The organism is Candidatus Methanoperedens sp. (assembly GCA_012026795.1).
Lineage (GTDB): Archaea > Halobacteriota > Methanosarcinia > Methanosarcinales > Methanoperedenaceae > Methanoperedens.
The window spans coordinates 1-22,691 of the sequence record VEPM01000045.1 but is presented as its reverse complement, the minus strand read 5'-3'; the positions used below and the strand labels follow the sequence as shown (position 1 = coordinate 22,691).

General features: G+C 40.9%; 21 protein-coding genes. 6 read left to right on the top strand and 15 right to left on the bottom strand.

The annotated features are described in order from the left end of the window. The first annotated feature begins 238 nt into the window (after positions 1 to 238). Positions 239 to 457 carry an SHOCT domain-containing protein gene (locus FIB07_17210; GenBank protein NJD54586.1) on the top strand — a complete coding sequence of 73 codons (219 nt, stop codon included), beginning with the start codon at positions 239 to 241 and terminating at the stop codon, positions 455 to 457. 23 nt (positions 458 to 480) lie between these two features. Beyond that, on the top strand, positions 481 to 870 hold the full coding sequence (locus tag FIB07_17205) for a DUF302 domain-containing protein (protein ID NJD54585.1): 390 nt from the start codon (positions 481 to 483) through the stop codon (positions 868 to 870). A 14-nt stretch (positions 871 to 884) separates the two neighbouring features. Here the strand turns inward: FIB07_17205 and FIB07_17200 are convergent, their stop codons facing one another. From FIB07_17200 to FIB07_17160, 9 genes are all read right to left on the bottom strand, one after another. Beyond that, positions 885 to 2,084 carry a hypothetical protein gene (locus FIB07_17200; GenBank protein ID NJD54584.1) on the bottom strand — a complete coding sequence of 400 codons (1,200 nt, stop codon included), beginning with the start codon at positions 2,082 to 2,084 and terminating at the stop codon, positions 885 to 887. A gap of 67 nt (positions 2,085 to 2,151) precedes the next feature. Continuing rightward, positions 2,152 to 3,696 (bottom strand): multicopper oxidase family protein, encoded by a 1,545-nt coding sequence (locus FIB07_17195; protein NJD54583.1) that lies wholly within the window; start codon positions 3,694 to 3,696, stop codon positions 2,152 to 2,154. Positions 3,697 to 3,788: 92 nt separating this feature from the next. Beyond that, positions 3,789 to 5,708, bottom strand: a complete 1,920-nt coding sequence (locus FIB07_17190) for a hypothetical protein (GenBank protein ID NJD54582.1) — start codon at positions 5,706 to 5,708, stop codon at positions 3,789 to 3,791. A 6-nt stretch (positions 5,709 to 5,714) separates the two neighbouring features. Continuing rightward, positions 5,715 to 7,901, bottom strand: a complete 2,187-nt coding sequence (locus FIB07_17185; GenBank protein ID NJD54581.1) for a hypothetical protein — start codon at positions 7,899 to 7,901, stop codon at positions 5,715 to 5,717. 6 nt (positions 7,902 to 7,907) lie between these two features. Further along, on the bottom strand, positions 7,908 to 10,595 hold the full coding sequence (locus tag FIB07_17180; GenBank protein NJD54580.1) for a hypothetical protein: 2,688 nt from the start codon (positions 10,593 to 10,595) through the stop codon (positions 7,908 to 7,910). 231 nt (positions 10,596 to 10,826) lie between these two features. Then, complete coding sequence (locus FIB07_17175; GenBank protein ID NJD54579.1) at positions 10,827 to 11,438, bottom strand: hypothetical protein; 612 nt, start codon at positions 11,436 to 11,438, stop codon at positions 10,827 to 10,829. Beyond that, positions 11,439 to 12,296: a hypothetical protein gene (locus FIB07_17170; protein ID NJD54578.1), complete on the bottom strand. Its 858-nt coding sequence runs from the start codon at positions 12,294 to 12,296 to the stop codon at positions 11,439 to 11,441. It lies immediately after the preceding gene. A gap of 391 nt (positions 12,297 to 12,687) precedes the next feature. Continuing rightward, entirely contained in the window at positions 12,688 to 13,380 is a 693-nt protein-coding gene (locus FIB07_17165; GenBank protein NJD54577.1) for a hypothetical protein, read from the bottom strand. A gap of 426 nt (positions 13,381 to 13,806) precedes the next feature. Further along, entirely contained in the window at positions 13,807 to 14,271 is a 465-nt protein-coding gene (locus tag FIB07_17160; protein NJD54576.1) for a DedA family protein, read from the bottom strand. 170 nt (positions 14,272 to 14,441) lie between these two features. On the opposite strand from FIB07_17160, the gene FIB07_17155 reads away from it, so the two are divergent. The 4 genes from FIB07_17155 to FIB07_17140 all read left to right on the top strand — a co-directional run bounded on the left by FIB07_17155 (position 14,442) and on the right by FIB07_17140 (position 16,821). Next, positions 14,442 to 14,603 (top strand): YHS domain-containing protein, encoded by a 162-nt coding sequence (locus FIB07_17155; GenBank protein NJD54575.1) that lies wholly within the window; start codon positions 14,442 to 14,444, stop codon positions 14,601 to 14,603. Between the two features lie 182 nt (positions 14,604 to 14,785). Next, positions 14,786 to 15,898: a hypothetical protein gene (locus tag FIB07_17150; protein NJD54574.1), complete on the top strand. Its 1,113-nt coding sequence runs from the start codon at positions 14,786 to 14,788 to the stop codon at positions 15,896 to 15,898. Positions 15,899 to 15,982: 84 nt separating this feature from the next. Further along, positions 15,983 to 16,429 carry a universal stress protein gene (locus FIB07_17145; GenBank protein NJD54573.1) on the top strand — a complete coding sequence of 149 codons (447 nt, stop codon included), beginning with the start codon at positions 15,983 to 15,985 and terminating at the stop codon, positions 16,427 to 16,429. A 119-nt stretch (positions 16,430 to 16,548) separates the two neighbouring features. Beyond that, complete coding sequence (locus tag FIB07_17140; protein ID NJD54572.1) at positions 16,549 to 16,821, top strand: hypothetical protein; 273 nt, start codon at positions 16,549 to 16,551, stop codon at positions 16,819 to 16,821. Positions 16,822 to 16,938: 117 nt separating this feature from the next. On the opposite strand, the gene FIB07_17135 is transcribed toward FIB07_17140, so the two are convergent. The 6 genes from FIB07_17135 to FIB07_17110 all read right to left on the bottom strand — a co-directional run bounded on the left by FIB07_17135 (position 16,939) and on the right by FIB07_17110 (position 22,495). Next, positions 16,939 to 18,018, bottom strand: a complete 1,080-nt coding sequence (locus FIB07_17135) for a site-2 protease family protein (GenBank protein ID NJD54571.1) — start codon at positions 18,016 to 18,018, stop codon at positions 16,939 to 16,941. 23 nt (positions 18,019 to 18,041) lie between these two features. Beyond that, positions 18,042 to 19,883 (bottom strand): geranylgeranyl reductase family protein, encoded by a 1,842-nt coding sequence (locus FIB07_17130; protein NJD54570.1) that lies wholly within the window; start codon positions 19,881 to 19,883, stop codon positions 18,042 to 18,044. Continuing rightward, positions 19,880 to 20,149 carry a hypothetical protein gene (locus FIB07_17125; GenBank protein NJD54569.1) on the bottom strand — a complete coding sequence of 90 codons (270 nt, stop codon included), beginning with the start codon at positions 20,147 to 20,149 and terminating at the stop codon, positions 19,880 to 19,882. The genes FIB07_17130 and FIB07_17125 overlap by 4 nt, the downstream gene beginning before the upstream one ends. A 23-nt stretch (positions 20,150 to 20,172) precedes the next feature. Next, the gene (locus FIB07_17120) at positions 20,173 to 20,580 is read right to left on the bottom strand and encodes a DUF356 domain-containing protein (GenBank protein ID NJD54568.1); all 408 of its coding nucleotides are present in this window, start codon (positions 20,578 to 20,580) and stop codon (positions 20,173 to 20,175) included. 275 nt (positions 20,581 to 20,855) lie between these two features. After that, positions 20,856 to 21,866, bottom strand: a complete 1,011-nt coding sequence (locus FIB07_17115) for an NAD(P)/FAD-dependent oxidoreductase (GenBank protein NJD54567.1) — start codon at positions 21,864 to 21,866, stop codon at positions 20,856 to 20,858. Positions 21,867 to 22,165: 299 nt separating this feature from the next. Continuing rightward, positions 22,166 to 22,495, bottom strand: coding sequence for a four-helix bundle copper-binding protein (locus FIB07_17110; protein ID NJD54566.1), 330 nt, complete (start codon positions 22,493 to 22,495; stop codon positions 22,166 to 22,168). Positions 22,496 to 22,691: the final 196 nt, after the last annotated feature.

The following is a 22,691-nucleotide window of genomic DNA, read 5'->3' as shown; positions in this document are numbered from 1 at the left end:
ATTCTCATTGTTACCTGGGTTAGTTTTGTTCTTTCTACGAAGTTGGCACCTTTTGCCCCAAAACCAGACACAATTCTGACATTAGTAAAAACTAACCTGTTTTTAGGCATATTGGTGCTACTATTAACCGCAACCTTGAGAGGTGTATAGGGAAAACATGCATTTTTAGAGGTTATCTCTATCTTTTTATAGTCAAAAATCAATCATTTAGTGGAGGTCAAATATGCAATTAGGCATGATGGACGATTACGGAGCCGGAATGATGGGCTATGGAGGTGGGATACTCTGGCTGTTATTCTGGATACTGGTAATCATAGGGCTTGCACTGCTTATAAGATATCTATGGCAGGGCGGCAAAAGAGAAGAGGAATCAGCACTTGAGATACTGAAGAAAAAGTATGCCAGGGGAGAGATAAGTAAAGAAGAATTTGAAGAGAAAAAGAAAGACCTGTTATAAGAGGAGATGGAGGTAAATTTAAAATGTACAACTACAAAAAATCGACTATGCTGGGTTATTCAGATACAGTTGCAAAAGTAAAGGACGAACTGAAAAAAGAAGGGTTCGGGGTTCTCACAGAAATAGATGTCAAGCAAACTCTTAAGACCAAAATTAATGTAGATTTCGAGGATTATATAATCCTTGGAGCATGTAATCCTCCGCTGGCTTATCAGGCATTGACAGCCGAGCGGGATATCGGGGTCCTGCTCCCCTGCAATGTCATCGTTTATACAGAGGGTGGGAAAACATTTGTCAGTGCGGTCTTACCTACTGTTCAGCTTGGAAAAGTTGGCAATCCAAAGCTTTTACCCATTGCCGAGCAGGTTGAGAAAAAGTTAAAAAAGGTAGTGAACGCTACAGTAAGTAAATGACTGGCTATCCACCACTATTTTCGTCTAAACTGGTATGCAATGCCTGCACCAAGTACTCCGAGAGCAATCTCAAATCCGGGTGTTGAGGATGTAGAAACAGGTGTTTTTGCTGGTGGCGTTGCAGCAGGTGTTGGAGTCGGCGTTGTGGCATCTTCAACCACAATATCCACCTTGCGTTCAGAGAAATTTGCTATATACATCATAGCTTCCATACGGTTTCCACCGGGCATGGTAAGCCAGAAAGAAGATTCTTTTGAATCATACAGTTCCTGCTCTGTCATGACCTGCCTCATTGGTTCGTTGTCAAGGTATAAACGCATTCTCTGATTTTCGTTCCACACTAAAGAACTGTTATCTATGTTCATCATAACAAATTTTCCGGAGGGGTCTGTGGAATTAATTGTCATCCTCATACGATTTTTCTCCATGGATTTTATCTGAACGTTCATATTCTCGGAATAGTTGACAATGGAATATTTATCCGACATCCCTACAGAAACCTCTGCTCCCACCCTGTTCCTCATCATTTCTCCCATGAACTTTTGATGCATCCCATCAACCGGCATATTCACAGGCACAGCCCTGAATATAACATTTCCTGTAACCGGTCCAATCCTGACCACTCCCCCATCAATGCTTATAGATGTAGAGTTCGTTGAAGCGACAAATGCAGTCAAGTTACCAGTCTCTATTTTCACTACATTATCTTCCTTTGAAGCTTTCACACCCTCTGCGAGATCAAAAGTGATAGTTGTAGCTGCTTTTGCTCTGATGTTTATCACAGAAGCAGGATTATCATGCAATTGCATCACCACAGAACCGTCTTTATTCTCGATTCTTGTCAGGGCGCCTGCTGTTGTTGAATCCTTAAAATCAAAGTTGGCAACTTTGATAGAATCAAAAATCGTGATACCCGATATACCGTAATTCATCACGGCTCCCGTACTATTATCCACAGAAAAAGTCACATAATTCCCGTAGCTATTCCCCCCGCTGTGCATAAATCCCATTCCAGTCATACCCTCCTGGTTTCTCATTTCGTGGCCCCGGTTCATCATATCTTTTGCTATTCCACGCATCATATCGCTGCCAATCATGCCAGCCCCCATCATGTCTTTTCCACCCATCATGCCACTACCCGTCTGTCCATAAACAGGCAGGGACAGCATGAAGACAGCAAGCACAACAACTGCTGTTTTTATTGATAGTTTCATATTATCCTCCCTTAACTTTATAAAATAACATCTCTTTTTTAGTTAATAACTGCTTCGGATGCATTTTTTATGGACTTACATTAAAGGATGCGGTCATGCCTGCCTCCGCATGTTCTGGTATGTGGCAGTGCATCAACCATTCCCCGGGGTTAGTGAATTCAACGAGAATGTCTATGGTGCTTCCAGCAGGCACGAAGAGTGTATCCTTCCACACCAAATTATCATTGGATTTACCATCCTGTGCAAGAACAAGGAAGCGCTGTCCATGCAGATGTATAGGATGCTGCATGGGATGCATCGATGTTGGATCGTTGAATATCCTGATCTTCTTTATGTCGCCTACCTTTACCTGGTAGTTGGGTTTCTCTTCTCCACTAACATTGTCCTTGATAATCCATTTCACATTCTCGCTTGTTGACATGCTGTTCATCATAGCCATATCTTCATCCTCGTCCCACTCTATTGGCTCAACAGCCATTGCCATTTTTTCAAGTTCCTTTGCCAGCTCTTTGTCGAGGATATCAACAGTGAGATCAAGCTTATAATCCGGTGATGTGGAACGATATTTTTTGAACGGTGCTATATCTCTAATCACGTCGTAATTTTTCTTAAGAATCGAGAAGCTCTTTGATCCCATATTGAAAGATACATCATCAGAGACCTTCACTGTGCCAAGCACGTATGTCTTCACCGTGTTATTCTCTTCTGGAATGTTATTAAGAATCCGGAACGTGCCAGGCTTATCAAAGAGAACGTCTACAATGTACCGCTCTCCGACGCTGAGTACTACAGAATCCACAAAAGTTTCTTTTTCATATCTTCCTGAATCTCCTCCGATTAATTTCATCTTGGTGTTTTCAATTGAGAAATTAAATGTTCTCGTATTTGCTGAATCTGTAAGATAGAACCGCACAACTTCGCCCTTTCTCATATTCAGTTGATAATCCGCCTCTCCATTGATCAGCATGATACCCCCTAATCGTCCTGTCAGAGTGAAATCTGTGTAATTTCTGTTAAAAGGGTAGATATCGCCATTCATAAATTTGATATCATCGAGGAATAGAGTTGCCTTTTTATCCAATGAACTGCTCATGTGATGGGCAGGTTCAACAAGTATATTCCCGTATAGTCCCAATTCCTGACCTATATCGTCTCTTATATGGGGATGATACCAGTAGATTCCCTCGTCAGGGAAATCTAACTTGTAAAGAAAGCTTTCACCAGGCTTGACAGGTTCCTGCGTAACATCAGGAACACCGTCATATCTGTTTTCTATCCTCAAGCCGTGCCAGTGGACAGTTGTTTCTATATCAAGATTATTAGTGAAATTAACATAGATGCTGCTGCCCTGCTTAACCTTTATCAGGGGTCCAGGTATCTGACCGTTGTAGGCATACATGAGAACATCACTGCCATTAATATTTTTTACAATTGGATTTGCCTCAAGTGCAAAGGTTGCACCATCTTGGATAAGGTGGCGACTCCTATCCATCATATTTTGATTCATCATGGTATCCATCTGTTGGTCATTTTGAGACGCGAAAACCGCTGGTAACTCCAGAAAAGCTGCTGCTGTTAATAACATTAGCGTAATTATCAATTTTTTATTCATTTATTTACCTCCATTTTTCCTCAAAGTACTCTATCCTCCTCTATTTATGCAGTTTTTGATTTAAATTCATAAAAAAATCACCAAAATTTTTTTTAAAAAATTTTCGGCCATATCAGGATAACTATGCCAAGAATCATAAACAGGGACCCAGCCCAGAGAACATTTACCAGCGGCATCACTTCCACACTGAGACTGATCGAAGAAGGGTTTAATGCATCCTCAGAATAATGCATCAAGATATCTGCAAACAATGTCCTGTGAATAAGGAGTTTATGGAAATAACCGGATCTGTCACTCTTTGATAAGCTGACTATACCTGATCCATGCATATACCCATTTTTATAGAAATTTAAATTTAAAATCTGTTCCGATTCAGCCTCAGCTTTTATAGTAGTGTTGATATCCGTTACCGCTGCGCTCCATACAGCATCTATGCCCTTTGGAATATTTAATTCGATAGAGGCATAATCGACAGTGGCTTCTGTACTGAAAGACGTAGATACAATTGCTCCGAGAACAATAAAAATAAATCCCGCATGGATAAATCCTATACCTATATTACTACGTGAAAACCTGTGTTTGCCGCGAATAAATTTGAAAAATATTCCTCCTGCGGCAAAAATAGATACTGGTGTATAAGAAATTACAGATACATATCCAATAGATTGTACAACAAACATGGACTGCTGATAGAATTCTGAAGCAGTATTAAGGAGAGTCGGCGTCCCGGGGAAGAATGCAGTCACAGCGCCTATAAGGATCACTGAGAGCGTTATAAGCTGGAGGACTTTTGGTTTTATTACACCCTGAAGCAGGCAATATCCCGTAAGCGCTGTCAGCAGCAGTATTATAGGAAAACTCCAGAAATTATAGACTTCTTCTGGAATTAAGATTTGATCCCCGAAAATCTTCTCAGAGATGATGTCATGTGTGATACCCCAGAATGGGATAAAAGCCAGCATACACAATAACAAAATAGTTGTATGGAATGAAGTGCGAAGTGATTGCAGGTTCTTCAATGTCATTTTCCATCCGGATTCCTGTGATTTTCTCCTGCGGATTAAAAATATCATTATTATTGTGGCCAACAACATTGCAGCGAACAATATGATCCATAAATCGCTCCCCAGGAAATTGTGGTCGGAACCACGCACCCCTTTTCGCGAGAAGGACATTACATAAATGCTCAGTATAAATACTGAAGCGGATAACAGCGGAGCAGTTGTATCATACTCCCGGAAGTTGCGCTGATGCCTTATTACCGCATGCAGCGCCGCAGTCAGGACAAGCCATATTATGAGCGCGCCCGATTGGGCCGGGTCCCATCTCCAGAAGCCGTCCCAGCCGACAGTTTCATATGCCCATGCACCGCCTGTCGCCATAGCAAGGGATAAGAACAGCCATGAAGCTCTTCCCCATGACCTTGCAGTGTTAACCCACTCTTTTTCCCCTGAATAGAGGTAGGTAATTGCAGCGGCAAATAGAATAATTCCTGCCGCATACGCCATTAATACCAGGGGCGGATGGACCAGCAACCAGGGGCTTATCAACTTCGGACTCAAACCATGACCTGATAAAATACCTTCCCCTGATGCGTCTGGCGTGGGTCTAAAAGGCGAACCCATAAGGGTGGCCAATAAAAATAAAATTTCGATGCCCATGGCTATGCATATTATCTTCCGTTCGAATCCATTATTCGCCTGATTTCTTATATAATATAGCAAAACACACAACATGGCGGCCCATGCCAGCAGCAGGTGCATGCCTTCTTTCCCTGCCCACAAGGCTGCAATCCGATATGCGACGGGCATATCTCCACTATAAATATATACGTAATTTATACCAAAATCATTTGAGATAAAATAGTAAACAAGAAGCAGTGCCGCGGCTGAAATAGAGAGAAACGCCAGGCTGAGCCCATATATAAAATAGCTGCGATTGAGTTTACATATCAATATTGAAGCTATCGAAGCAAATAATCCGACCAGTAAGAGTATGTTCCCTGTGTCCATAATAGTTTATTTACCAAATTTTTTAAATATGTATATTAAAATCAATACGCCCGCTATCAGGAATACCAGTTCCCAGTGCCTGAATAAATAGAGTGCGCTGATCTTTTTATTTATCACAAAAGGGGCGGGCAAAACATCTCCCCATCTGCCTTTTGAATCCTGTGCATGCACAGAAACTATATGCGTGCCCTCAGTCAGGCCCGTTGTATCAATATCTGCAAACGCTTCCCTCACCTGGTCACCGGCAAGTTCTTTTCCAAGGGTCAGGTTCCTGCCGCTTCCACCCTCCCCTATGGCGTCAATAAAATACTCCACATCCGAGATATTGGAATCCCATCCTGCAACTGCCAGGACACTGATGGAAATATTATCGCCTGCGTAACTTTTCCTGGGGATAAGAATTATATCCTTAATATATGGAACGCCGGTTGATTTCTGCAGCACGTGCAGGGCGATAGGAGTATCCCCGCCGTGGCAGAGGGTGCAGTTAGAAGCTTCCCTGTGCCTGATATTTGTCAGGTTCGTGGCGTTAAATGGTGGATTACCACCGTATTTTACATGGCAATCAGTGCACTTATTCACCCTGGTGCCATTGTTCCAGTTATTCCATCCCGGCGACTGGATTGTGCCTGCCGGGAACTCACTGAAATGAAATTTCTCACTTCCGGTGGCGTTGTGGCAGGAGTCGCATGATAATGTTACCGAACCATTTGTTTTTACCTGGAGTTTTATAACTTCTTTATCAGGTCCTGTAAGGTTATGGAACTGATTTTTTATCTCATTGTGGCATACGCCGCATGTGAGGGTTTTGTTGATCTTTTCTACTACCAGACTGCTGTAATGCGAAGCGTCATAATCTGAATGGCAGTTTGTGCATGTAACATCAGGAACGGTCTGTTTAATATGGGTATTATGGCAATCCGTACACCGGGCATCCCTGCTATCCACAACCCTTCCAACAGGTCTTTCCCATGCAAGGGTAGGTTTGTGGAACCTGCTCACCCTGTTGGAATCGTGGCATGTCTCGCAGTTCAGTCTCATTCCAAGTATAGCATGTTCAGTCTTGTTCCCGTGGATGAGGCGCGGGATCTGAATGGCGGGCTTATATGGAAAGCTTCCCTCCGTACTGTGGCACTCAGAGCAAAAGATCCGTGATAAGTTATCATCCTGTGAAATATTATCCCAGTCCAGGAGGTTTTTAGTGAGTGAGCGATTATGGAGCGTAGTGTTGACCACATTATGGCATAGTTCGCACGAGAAGCTGGTATTCTGCGCTGTCGTATTTGCCCGCCCTTGCGGCGCTCCCGGGTAATGTGTGCGAATAATGCCTCTGACCCCATATTTTTCCACAGCGTCCTCTCTCGTATGACATTTTATGCATGTCCTCTCAATGGGAATTGTAAGATTTATATCGTGCAGAGTTTTAACCTGCCCTGTTCCGTGGCAATCAATGCATGAACCGTTGTGGGAATATACCAGGGATGCGTTCCCCCATTTAGCAGCATTGGTAGTGTTCCCATGGCAGGAAAGACAATCTGTGGAGTTATATGTTATGTTTGCCGAGTAATGCGAAACATTGGCTTTCGAAATATTAAATCCGTATTTTACAAGACTATTGCTGTGGCATATCTCGCAGTTTATTTTCAAAGTCAGCTTTTCCCCGGCTTTTGTGTGGCCATTGACACCGGGGGCATCATAAGCAGTAGTAAATGAATGACACGATGAACATGATCTTGGTGCGAGGTATTCTTCAGGATGGGTCAGAGGCATGGTGCCGTTGCCGTGGCATGCCCAGCACGCCTTGTTGATCGGATCGGTTACTCCTTTGCTTTCTGTTCTATTATTGAGGTTCGCATGGACGCTCTTTCTTAAAGCATTAACATCTATCTGCTTTGCGGCTATTCCACCGAGGTTGTGACAGCCGCTGCATTCGGGGCTGAAATTCCCGCTGGTCAGGGCAGATTCATGGAACGTTGCCGGCACTTCACCGATTTTTATATACTGGCCAGGAACCAGTTCTGAACCAGTATAATTTCCAACAGTTTCATTTTGCCCGATCACATACGTTTCATTTGACAGGTGGCGAACATCTTCAATTACGATAATTGCCACTTCCGCCGCAGCGGCAGATGATACATTGATCACCTGGAAGATGAGAATAATAAAAAACAGGTATTTTATCAATTCATTCATACGTACTCATCCATTTACGAACATACCAGCTATCTTCAGGCTTAACATCGTGACCTCGACGCCATTCGATGTTGTATTGTATGTGAAGTAATCCCCTTCCCTGACGAACTCCTCTTTGACAACAATATTGTTTTTTATTAATGTGAGATACATATTTGTGCGGCTGAAATCCTTTATTCTCAGTTCATATCCACTTCCAAGATCCCATGATTCACCCGAGTACATCGTTTTTTTATCTACGGCTGAGAAATCGATGTCTATCTGGCTTAATGTGATATTCTCCTCCTCGTTTTTGAGTACGAAATACCTGTACCCGTCCGGCTTACCCTGCCTGTAATCCCTGACATGGCAGGCGTAGCACTGGACGCTGCTCGTTTCGGTATGTATATGTTTTGGCACAAATCCGCGAAAAGTCACAAGGCTCACTGTTCCGCCGTATAATATTTCCGATATCCCAAGATCTATTATTGTTTTATTGTCGCCGTTCTCAACAAGTTTTGCATCGTACTTGAAGATGCCACCTTCGGGAACAAGGTCTTTCTGTATCGGTTTCCCGTTGTAATACAGTTCAAGCCAGGACGATTGGCCTTCTTTATCCACTTCGATGATCGCTATGCTGTAGTTCCGGTCAAGTTTCCAGGTTTCATCTGAAACAAGTTTCTTTTCAACCTCAACAAGCTGAATTGTCTCTCTCGGGTCAGGCGGGCTCCCCCACTTTTTCCCGGTTTCTTTATTCTGGTGGCAGCTTACACAATCCCTGGTATCCACTTTAGGGTATTGGGCGTAATGAGATACAGTGGAATTTATTGTTTTCCCTGAAGCAAGGACATCATTGCTATGGCAAAGGGTGCAGGCTGCTGCCACCTTTACCTGGTTGCTTTCGGGAGTATGCCTTGATAGATGATTTGGCTTTAATTTTTTTGTCAGGTTAAGAGCTCCGTCAATGTGGCATGTGGAGCAGGTATCCGGCTGTTCAGCTATATTCGGGTGTGCAACTGGTGCAGTAATTATATTTGAATGACATGTCCAGCATGCCCTGTTGAGACTGGAATTTGCATTGTTCAGGTTTGCATGAATACTCTGGTTGATGGATGATTCGCTTACTTTATTCAGGGCAAAGCCACTTGTCCCGTGGCACTGTATGCAATTCGATAAATTATAACCCTGCATATTTGCAAGTGTTGAACTGTGTAGCCTGCCTGTGCCGTGGCATGATGAACAACTTATGCCGCCATTGTGGGTTATGTTCGTCCTTGAGGTCTTATTGAAAACATCCGAGAACTCAGAAGCAGGGTTCTGGTGGCAGTATGTGCAGTTAGTGCTTGTTTTGTTTGAATCCAGCATGTCAGTCCTGTTCTTGCCATAGTGGGAAATTGTTGAATTCAGGGTGCTCCCGTTGAGGTTGATCATCTGCGATTTGCCATGGCATATCTGGCACGTGGCATTCACGGTGATATTGGTGGCATGGGTGGTATGCTCGTCTGCTCTTAGCGAATTAAATTTCCCGGAGATGTGGCAGGAGACACATGTGAGCGCAGGATTATGCATCGGGTGCTTTATCGGAGGTGTTGTTGAGTTGGAATGGCATGCCCAGCATGCCCTGTTGAGATCGGAACTTGCATTATTCAGACCTGCATGAATGCTCTCGTTCAAGATGCCTTCATTGATTTTCGGGGTAATTTCCCCTATCATGCCGCCGCTGTAATTCGTATTGCTTCCGTGGCATCGCAGGCATTCGGACACTATCCCCATGCTCATATTATGTCCGGTCATATTGTGTCCTTTATCGGAAAAAGACGAAACTGCGAACAGTGATAAGGATTCTGTAGATGCCCTCAGTATATTTTCATCTTCATTTATTTCAGTTGGTAACTGCACCCATGTTGAATTGGAGTAATGGAAGATAGAAAGGTTATTTTCATCCGTTCCATTTAATTCTGAATCGGAGTATGCTATCTCCATGTTCACTTTATCGTATGATAAATTTATGGCATATATCCTGAAGAATTTGATCGGGCTTCCGGGTAATGGAGCATTTGAGCTATTTCTACTATCCAACTCAAGGATGATCTTTGTGTTCCCGGGTCCGGTAAAGGAAACTGATATCGGCATTAATTCTTTATCTGCATGGTCATGAGAGGTGTTGTTATCGATCTCAGACGTGCTATTATGGTTATGGACAGAGGAATTTTCAAAATGAGATGAAACTGCAAAGAGAGAGAAGGAATCGGTTGTTGCCTCCAGAGTATTTCTTTCTGTGTTCACTTTTGTAGGCAGCACGACCCATGTTGAATTATTGTGTTCATGCCGGAAAATCATGAGTTTTTCTTCATCAGTATCTTTTATCTCCATTTCTGAATATGATGCATTAACGGTGATTTTTTCGAAAGAAATGTTCTGCGCATTTACCTTAAAAAACCTGAACGAAGAGCCAGGAGGGTCGGAGGTTACTGGATTTTTTTTTCCGAAATCCTCGATATTAACTTTTCTTTGTTCTGCAATGTCTTTCATCAGGAAGGTTACGGACAGATTCGCATCCGGATGAACGTGCAAGGAAGAATTGCCGTCTGTAGCATGCGCCAGAGATGAGAAAAATGCCATGACAAATATTATGACAGCAATCAAATAATAACGATTAGCATGTTGATTACTCCTGCCATTTCTAATTTGCATTCTGTTTTTTAAAACGAGCATAATCTATACCATGATCATGTTAAGAATTTTATATATGGAATTTGGTTTTTAATACAGTTGTGCTTTATAAAGCCAAGATAAATATACATAAGATATTAATTTTCTAAAGCGCAAAGTATTTAGAAATGTTTTGGTAATACTATGCGAAAATTTGCATTATGAAGAAAAAATAAACATTTATTATCCTCTGTGCACCGAAAAGTCCTGAAACATTTCCAACATTTAAGTCGTTTAATGTATGTTTGAGTCATATAGAGCGCCTTCGCTTGTTATTTTATACTTCTTTCTTAGCAACATGGATACAATCAAAATGGATAAAATAAAAACCAGTATTGGAACTATCCATGTTTCAGGCAGGGTAAAAGGCACGTGGGTGTTTATTCCCGATTTATGCAAAACGAGATCAAGCAGGCTCTCTTTCCCGGCTATATGTCCTCCCATTGAACCAGTCAGCGTTATGCTTAAAAATCCTCCCAGAGCCATCGAAACATACAAAGATTTCAGCTTCAAGCTCTTCCATAAATCTACTCCATACTTCCATCTTATCAGCAGGAATATCGTCCAGAAGATTATCGCGAATCCTGTGAACAGTATCTTGTTCAGCACTAAAGGAGAAGCAAACAAAGCCTCCCCTGGCCAGGTCGAGGTGAGCCCGGTTATAGCACTGACTATAAGGAACAATAACCCGGCCAGTGCTGAAACAAAGGCTGTCTGCTCAAGAACCCGGGTTGCTTTTGGGAATTTTCCCAGTTTATCTCCAATTATTTTAAGTGAAATAGAAATGAATGCCAGGACAAGCATCCCGGTATGCATCTCGGCCGAAATTGTGTGTAAATGACTCATTTACTTCCTCCTCTTTTCCGGAATGATAAGCAAAGCGGCTGTTATACCCGCAATTGAGATAACTCCGGTGAGCATGGTAAGGAAAGATTGGTACCGATCCTTTTTGGTTGGGATGGAATCAGTTGCAGGATTTTGGGTTTTTAATACGCTGTCTTCCTTCCCTGCATTATTTGTGTCTTCATTCTGCCCCTTGCCTGAAAAGAAATTTATAAATGCCATTGATTTTGCTGGATGATAGCCGGTCAGGTCATCTGTATCTGAGTATGCTAACTGGACTTTATACTCATTATCTTTTAAGGTACTGTCAAAACTGTCTGCAGTGTTTAGTTTCCTTTTAAACTCGATTACTGTACCTTTATCGTTCCCGGAACCAGCAGATTCCAGAATATCATTTTTTCCGCCAAGAGCGGTATCAGGAGCATGGTTTACAGCTGAATTGGCAAAACTATCCAGGATAAACAATTTACCATCTTTTACATATCCCAGAATTATATCCGCTCCTTGCATTAGAGGGCCTGTGGGAGCTATGCCGATACCCATCCATCCTTTAGCATGGCTTCTCAGTGCCATGTATATATTTTCTTCATCCAGCGTCCAGTAAACATCCATGTTTATTTTAGTGTCCCTGTAATGATTTTGATATTCGTTTTCCTGAATTTGTCCATCTATTTTAGGAGTGGCTTCATAGAAAGCAGAGCTGACGCTGGCGAAAGATAATAGAAATAACACTGCTGAGATGCACCTCAAAGATATAATTATTGAATTCTTACATCGAAGAGATTTTATTATTTTATTGAAAGTGCTTTTTTTCATAGCTATCTTTGTATCCCTGATATGTTTATTCCAAAGGTCAATCAAAATGTAACCAGCTTATTAATTGATGCAAGGCTTATATGGTATTCTTCAGCTATTGCACATTCTGCTTTTGTTGCGGCATCCTGTGCATTCAATCCTTTTGCTACAAATTCGTCTCTTTTTTTACAAATATATGTCAGTATGTTGAATGTATCCATGATTTCGACTCTGCATTACGAGATTTTGTACCGTTTATTTTTCCCGAAAGCAGACTTATTCACCTCTTGATCTTAACATGTTAATAGTAGATGCTTATCCCTTAATCGGTTTTTGCTTTAAAAAACCAAACGACATTTACTGATTTTTTACTTTTTTGAAACAAAATGAGGGATTAATTTAAGAAATAAAATTTAAAGCGTTCTATTTACAAATAAAAAAAGTAATTATTAAAGGTCTATTCCCACAATCCCATTGGCGGGATTTTTCTCGAATAACCGCCTCTTGTACTGTTTTCTTCACCTCTGCTATTGACTTCTGTATAATTATTTTCTTCCATTCCTTGCCTAAAAATAGGCGGACCATTTTGGAACGTGCGCATAAATCTCCGGTCGGTCCTTGATTCAAACCTTTTTTCAAGCTGCGCGCTGTCATCAAAGGCTCTATTTAATCCTTCGTTATCAGGGAAATCCTGAATAAGCCTTTCCAGAACGAACTGATGCTTCATAATCTTTCTCTGCGCACTGAAAAGTCCTGAAACATTTTCAGTGGTATTCGAAACTGAATCATCAACTGCCTGGATTTTTTCCCTGTACCGCTCAATCGCCATATTGGCGTTATCCTTATTATTGCTTCTCAATTCGGTTTTTGCCTCAGCCAGCCGCGATCTTGCATGTTCTATTTGTTTTTCAATCTTTTCGCTCTCATTAAACGTGAAAATCTCACTAAAGTCCTCAAATGCAATTTTTAATCCGTAAAAAGCACTGCTCGGACCTATTGGACCTTCATAAGGCGCTATATCCTCATAAATTTCGTTAGTTGTATCATCGGTCGGATCATCCGATTGTGCCACGCCAATATTTACTGTAAATGCAAGGGATAACAGGATTATTCCGGACATAATCATATATCTAATATTTATATTTTTCATGTTTTATTTCCTCCTTTAATTTTTTTCTTTTCTTCCCGGATGCAATACCAAATCCTATGTTTAAGCTCTTCAGGATCGATGACTGAACTTATGAGTCTACCATGATAAGAACTAACTTTTAAGGACGGTGAGTGGGGAGTGTTTATTAAAATGATTCTTCCTTCCCATCTCTACTTTCGTCAAAAGTTTCGCTTTTATTCATGAGTGTAATTCACCCTTTAAGTATTCTTAAAGCCAACATGATTCTGCCTTCGGGCGCTTTTGGGATTCAGTTGCTCTGGCATAAACTCTGAACCCTGGATACATGTTGGTTGTAGGTGCTTATTCCTTAATCGGTTTTTGCTTTAAAAATCAAAAAGCATTTACCAATCTTTTTACTTTTTACAACAAAAACAGCGGATTAATTTTCAGATATAGCGTTCGTTTCTATTTTATTAATAGCGTCCACCAGTCAATTACTTTGATTGATAGATAAACAATTCCTATACTTTTAATAATCTTTGCTGCTGAAATCACAATCAAGAACCTTTTGGATTCATAATTCTCTATTCCTGCCACCATGGGAGCAAGATCGCCCACAAGGGGAATCCAAGGGGATACCAGAAGAAATAATGCGCCGTATTTACGAAAGTACATCTGCATCTGTTTTTCTTTTTCTTTGTTATGGAACGGGATTATTTTTCTAAGCTTATATTTTCCCACAAGATAGCCCAGGGATGCTCCGATTATAGAGCCTACTATTAAGGTTGTTAATATTATTTCCGGCTTTTTTCCAACGTCAAGTAATCCAAACACTGCAGGTTCTGTGGGTATCGGGATAACGGATGAAATAAGACTTATGGTAAAAAGTCCCATCATGCCATGAGCTATAAATAATTCAAATAATACCATTTTTACTGATTTTGTTTTTTATGAGATAAATATAATCTTTTACAATCTTTATCATTCTAAAGCTTTCTTTTTACAAATAAGAAAACACAAAGATACGAAATTTTATTTTTGTGAAGCATAAATGACTTCAAGTATCACAACAATCTAATTTCAGAGGTGAACTAATGGCAATGGCAATATGCAAGTGCCCTATTTGTGGCTGCGGCGTGGAGATCAACGAGACAAACTCACAGCTAAAAAGTGAGTACATGGGATTGGCCTACTTCTTCTACACGCCAGCGTGTAAGCGTATTTTCGACGCGAGTCCGGTGAGTCACGCAGCGGTTTGCTAGATAAAATCAGTTTATTCGGCAGATTATGCAGAAGTAAATCCGGAGAGATGCCCTTATGAGGAAAAACCCGACCAGAAATTATGAAAATTAAAATTGGTCATTTGATCCGACTGACATCTCTTCGGCTCGCGATAAATTTGGATTTTATGTTGAACTAACATGTATCAAGGTTTAAAATTGAAATGAAGAACACACCACTTATAACAATTATCAGGGATTGGATTGAGGCGCATCGACTGCAGTTCGCAATTGCGCTCATTGTTCTAATTTCAGCTGTGTTTATAGCTTCTGAAAAAGCGATTGAAGTAACCGAGAATCCTGCATTCTGCGGAAAGAACTGTCATATCATGAGACCATATTATGATTCATGGAATGCATCCTCTCATAATGGTGTTCCATGTGTTAAGTGCCATTATGAGCCTGGCGTAATCGGTGAAATAAAAGGCAAGATGAACGGGCTTAAACAAATGTACAATTATGAGACCAGATCTGAAGATTATTCCGGGCAGCTTTATGCAAAAGTACTTGATAAAAACTGTCTCAGCTGCCATGAAAAACGTATCTTTTCTTCAAATACCAATTACCTTGGTGTGAATTTCAGCCACAGGGACCATTTACTCCAACCCAATAGAGGTATCGGATTAACATGCACAAGCTGCCATTCCATGCTTGTGATAGGCATGAAAGAACACCAGCGAGTTACAGAACCATCTTGTGGTCAGTGCCATCCTGGTCTTGCCCAGATGAAAAAAGATACCGGGCATATAGTTGTGACCTCTTCAACATGCTTTACCTGTCATTTTAGGAATGTATCGAATAATACTTCTATTTCAGGATGCCCGTCATGTCACGGCCCACCAGAAGAAAAAACATTTCGGAATTATACGAACTTTAATCATTCAAGCCATGTCAACCGTGGGGCTGGATGCCTGACCTGCCATACAAATATATCAACAGGTGCAAATGATATTGTTCCAAAGGATAAATGCTATTCATGCCATAATATCAAAGAAAGGGTAGAAAAGTATGACGATTTCAGTTTTGTGCATAAGACTCACGTTACAAACAATAAAATCGCCTGCTATAACTGTCACTCTAATGTGAAGCACAGCCCAACATTAAAAGAGAATATATGCGCCACCTGCCACAGTAAAGAGAAAGAGCACCCTGGCGACTGGTTGGCAACACATAAGAAAGAGGTTTTAATAGGTAAAAACTGTAGCAGCTGCCATCAACCGAAGTTCTGTGCAGACTGCCATGCCACAGGAGCGGCAAATAGTATAAAACGAAAATAGCTGATTAAAAATCTAAAAAACTTAAAGAGAAAAGCGCTTAAATAAAGAACCAAATAAACATTTTATATGTGTATTGGAGGATTTATGAGTAAGCTGTATAAAAAAATATTAATAGCAACAGATGGTTCAGAGCATGTTAAAAAGGCAGTAAACCATGCAATCGAACTTGCAAAGCTTTCCGACGCAGAACTTTATGCTGTCTATGTGATGGACATAAAAACCGATTATGGTCCTAAATCGTACCTTTCTACTGATATATCCACAGAAGGCATAAGAAGTTTGAGACAAGAAGGTAATGAGGCTACAAAATACATCGAGGATTTGGCAAAGAAAGAAGGTATCCATACTGATAGATGGATTGTGGAAGGACACCCGGCTGAAGAGATATTGAGGCTTGCAGAGGAGCAGTCCGTCGATCTAATAGTAATGGGCACACTGGGCAGAAGCGGGATGGAAAAATTTTTGCTCGGAAGTGTGGCTGATAAAGTTATACGAGGTTCGAGAATTCCTGTGCTGACTGTAAGAAAATAATTTGCTGATCATCTTGTTTAAAATTAAATCTGGAGGAACATAAATGGCTGCTTTAATTTCTCTGATGATTCCAATTCCTTTAATCGGCGCCATAATTACCTTTTAAGTGGTGAAATATAATGAAATTGTTTGATAAAATTAATTGGTTTGGAAAAAACAGAGTTAAAAAAACAGGAAGAGAAATAAGAAAAGACGATAAGATGATAAAAGTCCGCTTTCAATCTATGTTAGGTGAAAGAAATATAATAATGACTATACGTGAGCTGCAAAAAAATTATAAAGATTATTTAATTATCAATCCAATAGTTGGAGAGAAGATAAATATAGAAGACTTATCCGATCTGGACATTTCAGAGGTGCTAGCTAAACCGCCTTCTGAGGAATGCTGCTAAAGATTTGAAAAATGTAGATTGCCTTACGTGGGCTGCCAGACTTGAGCAGATTTATTGCTGAATTTCTTGTAATCAGAAAATAAACAGTAGTCGGTGTAGATTTCCCCTGATCCGCCTCTATAATACCTGAATAGGAACAAGTGTTATACTGAGCAGCCCAAGAACAAAAGCAATAATACCGAGAACTATCCTTCCTTTGCCCAGAGGAATATCGTCATTAATCGGTCTGGGATGACCGGAAGAGGCAAATAAGGAAAGTAAAAGTCCCCAGAATATCCACATGAATCCGTCACTCTTCAGGAAATAAGTAACATAAAATCCAAGTGGAATAAGCAAAAACGGCAAAACCATTGATAAACGGGATGCCTTCTCACCCACCATTGCGCGAAGGACATGCCCGCCGTCAAGCTGCCCCACCGGAATGAGGTTCAATGCTGTTACAAGCATCCCAACCCAGCCTGCAAATGCAACAGGATGCAAAGGCGCTGCCTCATTCAGAGGTATGAAATATGTTATGAATTCAAATAGAGGCGGAAGGCCCAGTTGGATTTGAGATCCCTCTCCTGTTACCTGGATGGGGCGTTGAAGGAGACCAATAACGGTTATTGCAATGGATACAAAAAGGCCAATAAGTGGACCCGATACCCCAACATCAAAAAGAGCTTTCCGATCAGGTATAGGCCCGCGATGCTTTATTACTGCTCCCATTGTACCTATCAGGCTTGGAAATGGGATAAAATATGGTAGTGATGTATGCATACCGTGCTTTCTCGCAACAATGTAATGCCCTGCTTCATGGGCTCCCAGTACAGTCATAATAGCGATGGTGAAAGGGATACCCTTTACGACATCAGATGGATTACTGATTGGATCAGCCCCGAAAAGGAATGATCCCATTACCATTGTGGTCAAAAAAGTAGCAAGAGCCAGCACGACATTTATCCATATCCGCTCCCCAGCGGCTTTAAATGGAGAAGCTATCAGTATCTGCTCCCCAAGTTCATATTTAATAGAATACTGATACCCATTCTCAGTAAAAATAGCCCATAATTTTCGATGTATTACTGTTCCATCTTCTTTTGGTATCCCGAAGAAATATATGGTATCTTTAGCTTGCTGGATTTCATAGATGGAGAAAACATGGCTGATTTTTTCCGCCAATTCCTCAACAACTGAAGATTTTTTATCGGGATTCATCGCACTAATATTCCAAATCTTACCTAATGAGTATAACTGTCCGGTATCTCTTTCTCGCCAATCAGGCACGGCGCAGTCTCGTCGTTCATACTGCAGCATTTCCTGAGAACCACAACTGTCGCAAGTCCTCCGGCAAAACTTGCTATGCTTGACCTGTCACATTTGTGGAACGGGCGTTCTTTTAGAGTGAGAAAACGTAACTCAAATTTTTTCTTAAGTAGTCCCTCCATAAGATAAGAATAGAACCCTCCTGTTATTTCGGTGGGCAAGCTATGGAAAGCATAGATTACATAACCGTCTTCGTTAATCACACGCAGGAACTCTGACACCGTCTTTTTTGGCTCTTTCAACGTTTCCAGCGCCCATGTAGAGGTAACTACATCGAAAGAATTGTCGGGATATGGAAGGGATGTAATATCTTGAACCTCGAAATGGACTCTTCTGTCTTTTATTTTTTCCCGTGCTATTTTCAGCATCCCTTTTGAGATATCAACGCCAATGACTTTTGAGGGATTTGAGTTATTAAGTATAGCCCCGATCGCTTCTCCAGTCCCTGTGCCAGCATCAAGGACAGTTGCACCATCTTTAATATTTTTTTGTAACAGTTCCTCAAAATGAGTCCATACCCCTTTTCCCATGGTATTTTTCCAGAAGGATGCATAGGAATCATACTGACCAGCTATCGAATCATACATCTCCTGAACATCCCTGGATCTGGCTTTAAGAAGTCCGAGATATGCAAAAATTTCGATGCGAACCTTACTTTTCATTTTTCCCCATAATTGTTCATAGCTTAAATCTCCCCTCACAACATCGAAGATTTGTTCATAGAATTCAGGGTGATGTTTCAGCAATTCATATCCTAATTTCGGAAATGTATAAAAGACCTTACCGATCTTTCGCGCATACTGGAATTCAGGGTATATTTCCTGAGCAATGCGTTCCTGATAAATGGCAGTTGTCATATTACCATTCAAAATACCTTCAGCAACTTCTGCAGCGATCTGACCGCTGCGTATTGCATAATAGATTCCTTCGCCAAGGTAAGGATCAACAAGAGCGGCAGCATCGCCAGTCAGCATGGTTCGATCGCTTATGATTTTAGACTCTCCATCAAAAAAAGGAATTGTATACCCAAACTTACGTTCGCTCTCAATGTCATCAAGCAGATACTGGTCTGATAGAAATTCTGAGTAATAGTGTTTGGGATTTTTTATCATTTCCTTCAATCCACCCACACCGAGTGATAGGTGGTCAGCCTTCGGGAAAATCCAGCCGTAACCGTATGGGACAGAGCCAAAATCGAACAGGATCTCATTGCTCACTCTATTGAATGCCTTTTCTTTGACATTAACTTCGCCTTCTATAAGTACAGCAGTTCTTTTTTTGGGTTTGAGTCCGATTGAACGTGCGACTATGCCGTTGACACCATCCGCCCCGATAAGAAGCTCTGTAGCATGCGTATTTTTTTCTGTCATTACAAGCACGTTATCCTTCCTTTCTTCCACATGAGTGACTTTCTCCTGCTCGTGTATTTCAGATCCAGCAGCTCTTGCCTTCTCAACGAGGAAGTTATCAAAGACATCCCTCATGACCGTGTATACAATAGGATTTTGGGATACAGCCCTTAAATCCCCAGTTCCCCTGAAAGTAAAGTTTACTTTATATATGGTTCTCTCAACAACACTTTTAAAATCCGGCTCCAGAATCTTTTCGATTTTGGCAGTAAGACCCCCTCCACAGGGCTTGTATCTGGGATGTCTCTGCTTATCGAATGCCAGCACATTAAAGCCTTTTTTGCTTAATTCATATGCAGCGGTTGATCCGGCAGGGCCGAAACCTGCTACTATAATATCATATTTCATTTTACCTCCTCTGCAAATATTTTATTGAAGTAATTATATATCGGCACGAATATAAAACCTGATAACACGCCCCATATGAATGACTCAGCCAGACCCAACAGAAAACTTGACGGAGTGAGCCAGGTAAAACCGGGCAGCAGGAGAGACCACACTTTTCTCATCTCATAAACAGGCCAGAGCAGGTCAAACAGCACGCAGATAACGTAGATGACTGCGAGAAATACCCCAAGGGATAATGCTACAACTTTTGTATATAGTCTGTACATATAATCGCCAACCTTTATTATACTTAAGCCGTTACAGATGGGAGGATATTTAGGCCGTATAAAGGGATAGCCTGTTTTTTTTGAATGGGGTGCTTACGTGGGAACGCCTCTGGCAACATTTCGATACAACCTATCAACTCATGGTAAATCTTATGCCTCGGGCTTACAATTATCACATGAGCCGGAGGATGGATTTTCCTCAGCCTGCTGATGGCTGCACTGGCTGAATCAATCAACGGTACAACAGCCGCAACCGTGCAACCGCTTTTTAATGGAGACTTCATTACATTTACAAGTATACTGTCCGCAAAACTTGGTTCAAGCCTTTTTGGTACGTTGGCGTATGACATATGACCATACTTCACAAGGTCATGAAGTGTTGTTCTTAATTTAGAGCTGTCATTCGCTCTAATTACTGCCAATGAATTCATTTTTTCTACTCCAATTGATGTTAGTATATCAGATGTATCGTATCCAGAGACTACATCTTTTAATTTTTAATGTACTAGTATCGGGGCTTATCCTTTAATCGGTTTTTGCTTTAAAAAGCCAAAAAAACATTTACTGATTTTACTTTTTATAATAAAAATAAAGGATTATTTTTTGGATATAAAAATGTGATAATTGGCTCCAAGATTATAAAGATGCAAGATAAAGAGCTGCATCTCTGAATCTTTTCCATATGTACTTACCCGCTCCTATATTTCTACACTATACCATATTTGTTGTTGATCATAACGCATAAATTTCTTCTCTTCAAAAGAAGAGGAACGAAATTATTAAAAACAACATGAGGGACGCACTGATTTATACTGAAGATGCGCAGAAGTTTTTCCTGATTGTTTTTCATTTTTAAAAGATGTTTGATTCCAGGATATGCATAGTTTTTGTTCAGTATTCCTCTGGCAACCTCTTCGCCTGATAAAATAGCCTGGTATATCCCTTCTCCAGTCAGTCCTGATGCAAACCCAGCCGCATCACCGGCTAAGAACCTGTTCTTGAAAACAAATCCCTTATAATCAATGTTAATGCGTGCAGCTTCGAACCTTGTTCTTTCAATGGAGAGCCTATCACATAGCTCATCAAGGCTGCGCCTCATCAATGCACCGTTTCCAGTCATTCCTCCAATCCCTATTGATGTAAAGCCCCGGTGTGGAAATATCCAGCTGTATTTAAGGATGTATCTAAAGTCGTCTACAAAGACCTCCAGGTCTTTTCTCAGTGTTTTGCTTATATACTGGATCCCTATTACAGTCTTATTAACAGGTATATCCAGGGATCTCCTGACAATCGAGTTAGAACCGTCAGCACCTACTAAATGATCAAAACCTATTTTTTCGCCGTTTACAATTATATGGTTTCCATCAACAGCACTGACGCATCTTGCTGTCTTGATCAGGGCGCCTGCTTTTTCAGTCTCTTTTGCCATCCACTGCCCGAGTTTTTCCCTGTCCACCGTAAACACAGGGTGGCTGCCCAGGTCCACATCGTATGATCCTTTTGCTGTATGCAGTAGCATGTAATTAAATTCAGCATCAACAATATTTTTTGGAACAAAGTCCATATCTCCGATGGTTAGACCGCCAGCGCATATTGTTTGCCCGATTGTCCTGTTTTTCTCCAATATCAGTGTATATCTTCCTGCTTCTGCCAGTACCCGTGCAGCCCTGAGCCCGGCCGGACCTGCGCCGACGATAATCGTATCATATTTTTCCATGTTGTTATACCGATGCCTGTTTTTAATTATAACTATTACATCAGCAATATAGCTGCCAGCCCGAGGATTGCAACAAATATGAGCATAAAAAATATCACCAATATCATTTCTTTGTCCTTCATGTTGAGTCACTTCATCTTTAAATCTATTTTATTATTTATTAAAGCAATTTTTGGTTTAAATTTGCAAGATTTCTAATGGGATTATTTATGATTTTCAAAAAATAAGGATTGTTTATACAAAAATATGGAAAAATAGTTATAATTTTGTGCCTTGCCTATTTTTCCCATTTGTCGTTATTAATATGCCATTTTGCGGCATTCTTCAGCACATTTCCTGCATTCTTCTGCACACTTCTTGCAGTGCTCAGCTTCATGTTTTTCGCATTCTTCTGCACATGCATCACAGATATCAGCGCAAAGGGTACAAAGTTTCTTTGCAAACTGACTGTCTCTCGCCGTGAACCTTGAACATAGCGCACAAATATCCGCGCAATCACGGCAAAGCTGTATGCACTTTACCATCATCTCCACATCACTCCCGCGAAGACAGGCTGTAGCACAGGATTCACATGCCACGAAGCAGTCATTACAAGCATCTATGCACTCCTGCTGTTTACGATTTATCAATTTTTCACCTCCAATTATCTTTATGTATATCTTCTCTTAAGCGATTTCTGGTTAAAATAGCCAAAGAAAATCACAAATAAGATTTTGATTTTGCAAACTTAACTACGCCTTCAAGTTGAATTAAGCTCTTTTTCAAAAAATGCACTGACTGTATAAATTGCATCTAAAGGTGATTGGAAATCGCTATTGTCCAAAA

Bases quoted from the DNA above. Each gene is read 5' to 3' on its own strand.
- FIB07_17210 (NJD54586.1), top strand. From the start codon at position 239: ATGGACGATTACGGAGCCGGAATGATGGGCTATGGAGGTGGGATACTC.
- FIB07_17205 (NJD54585.1), top strand. From the start codon at position 481: ATGTACAACTACAAAAAATCGACTATGCTGGGTTATTCAGATACAGTT.
- FIB07_17200 (NJD54584.1), bottom strand. From the start codon at position 2,084: ATGAAACTATCAATAAAAACAGCAGTTGTTGTGCTTGCTGTCTTCATG.
- FIB07_17195 (NJD54583.1), bottom strand. From the start codon at position 3,696: ATGAATAAAAAATTGATAATTACGCTAATGTTATTAACAGCAGCAGCT.
- FIB07_17190 (NJD54582.1), bottom strand. From the start codon at position 5,708: ATGGACACAGGGAACATACTCTTACTGGTCGGATTATTTGCTTCGATA.
- FIB07_17185 (NJD54581.1), bottom strand. From the start codon at position 7,901: ATGAATGAATTGATAAAATACCTGTTTTTTATTATTCTCATCTTCCAG.
- FIB07_17180 (NJD54580.1), bottom strand. From the start codon at position 10,595: ATGCTCGTTTTAAAAAACAGAATGCAAATTAGAAATGGCAGGAGTAAT.
- FIB07_17175 (NJD54579.1), bottom strand. From the start codon at position 11,438: ATGAGTCATTTACACACAATTTCGGCCGAGATGCATACCGGGATGCTT.
- FIB07_17165 (NJD54577.1), bottom strand. From the start codon at position 13,380: ATGAAAAATATAAATATTAGATATATGATTATGTCCGGAATAATCCTG.
- FIB07_17160 (NJD54576.1), bottom strand. From the start codon at position 14,271: ATGGTATTATTTGAATTATTTATAGCTCATGGCATGATGGGACTTTTT.
- FIB07_17155 (NJD54575.1), top strand. From the start codon at position 14,442: ATGGCAATATGCAAGTGCCCTATTTGTGGCTGCGGCGTGGAGATCAAC.
- FIB07_17150 (NJD54574.1), top strand. From the start codon at position 14,786: ATGAAGAACACACCACTTATAACAATTATCAGGGATTGGATTGAGGCG.
- FIB07_17145 (NJD54573.1), top strand. From the start codon at position 15,983: ATGAGTAAGCTGTATAAAAAAATATTAATAGCAACAGATGGTTCAGAG.
- FIB07_17140 (NJD54572.1), top strand. From the start codon at position 16,549: ATGAAATTGTTTGATAAAATTAATTGGTTTGGAAAAAACAGAGTTAAA.
- FIB07_17135 (NJD54571.1), bottom strand. From the start codon at position 18,018: ATGAATCCCGATAAAAAATCTTCAGTTGTTGAGGAATTGGCGGAAAAA.
- FIB07_17130 (NJD54570.1), bottom strand. From the start codon at position 19,883: ATGAAATATGATATTATAGTAGCAGGTTTCGGCCCTGCCGGATCAACC.
- FIB07_17125 (NJD54569.1), bottom strand. From the start codon at position 20,149: ATGTACAGACTATATACAAAAGTTGTAGCATTATCCCTTGGGGTATTT.
- FIB07_17120 (NJD54568.1), bottom strand. From the start codon at position 20,580: ATGAATTCATTGGCAGTAATTAGAGCGAATGACAGCTCTAAATTAAGA.
- FIB07_17115 (NJD54567.1), bottom strand. From the start codon at position 21,866: ATGGAAAAATATGATACGATTATCGTCGGCGCAGGTCCGGCCGGGCTC.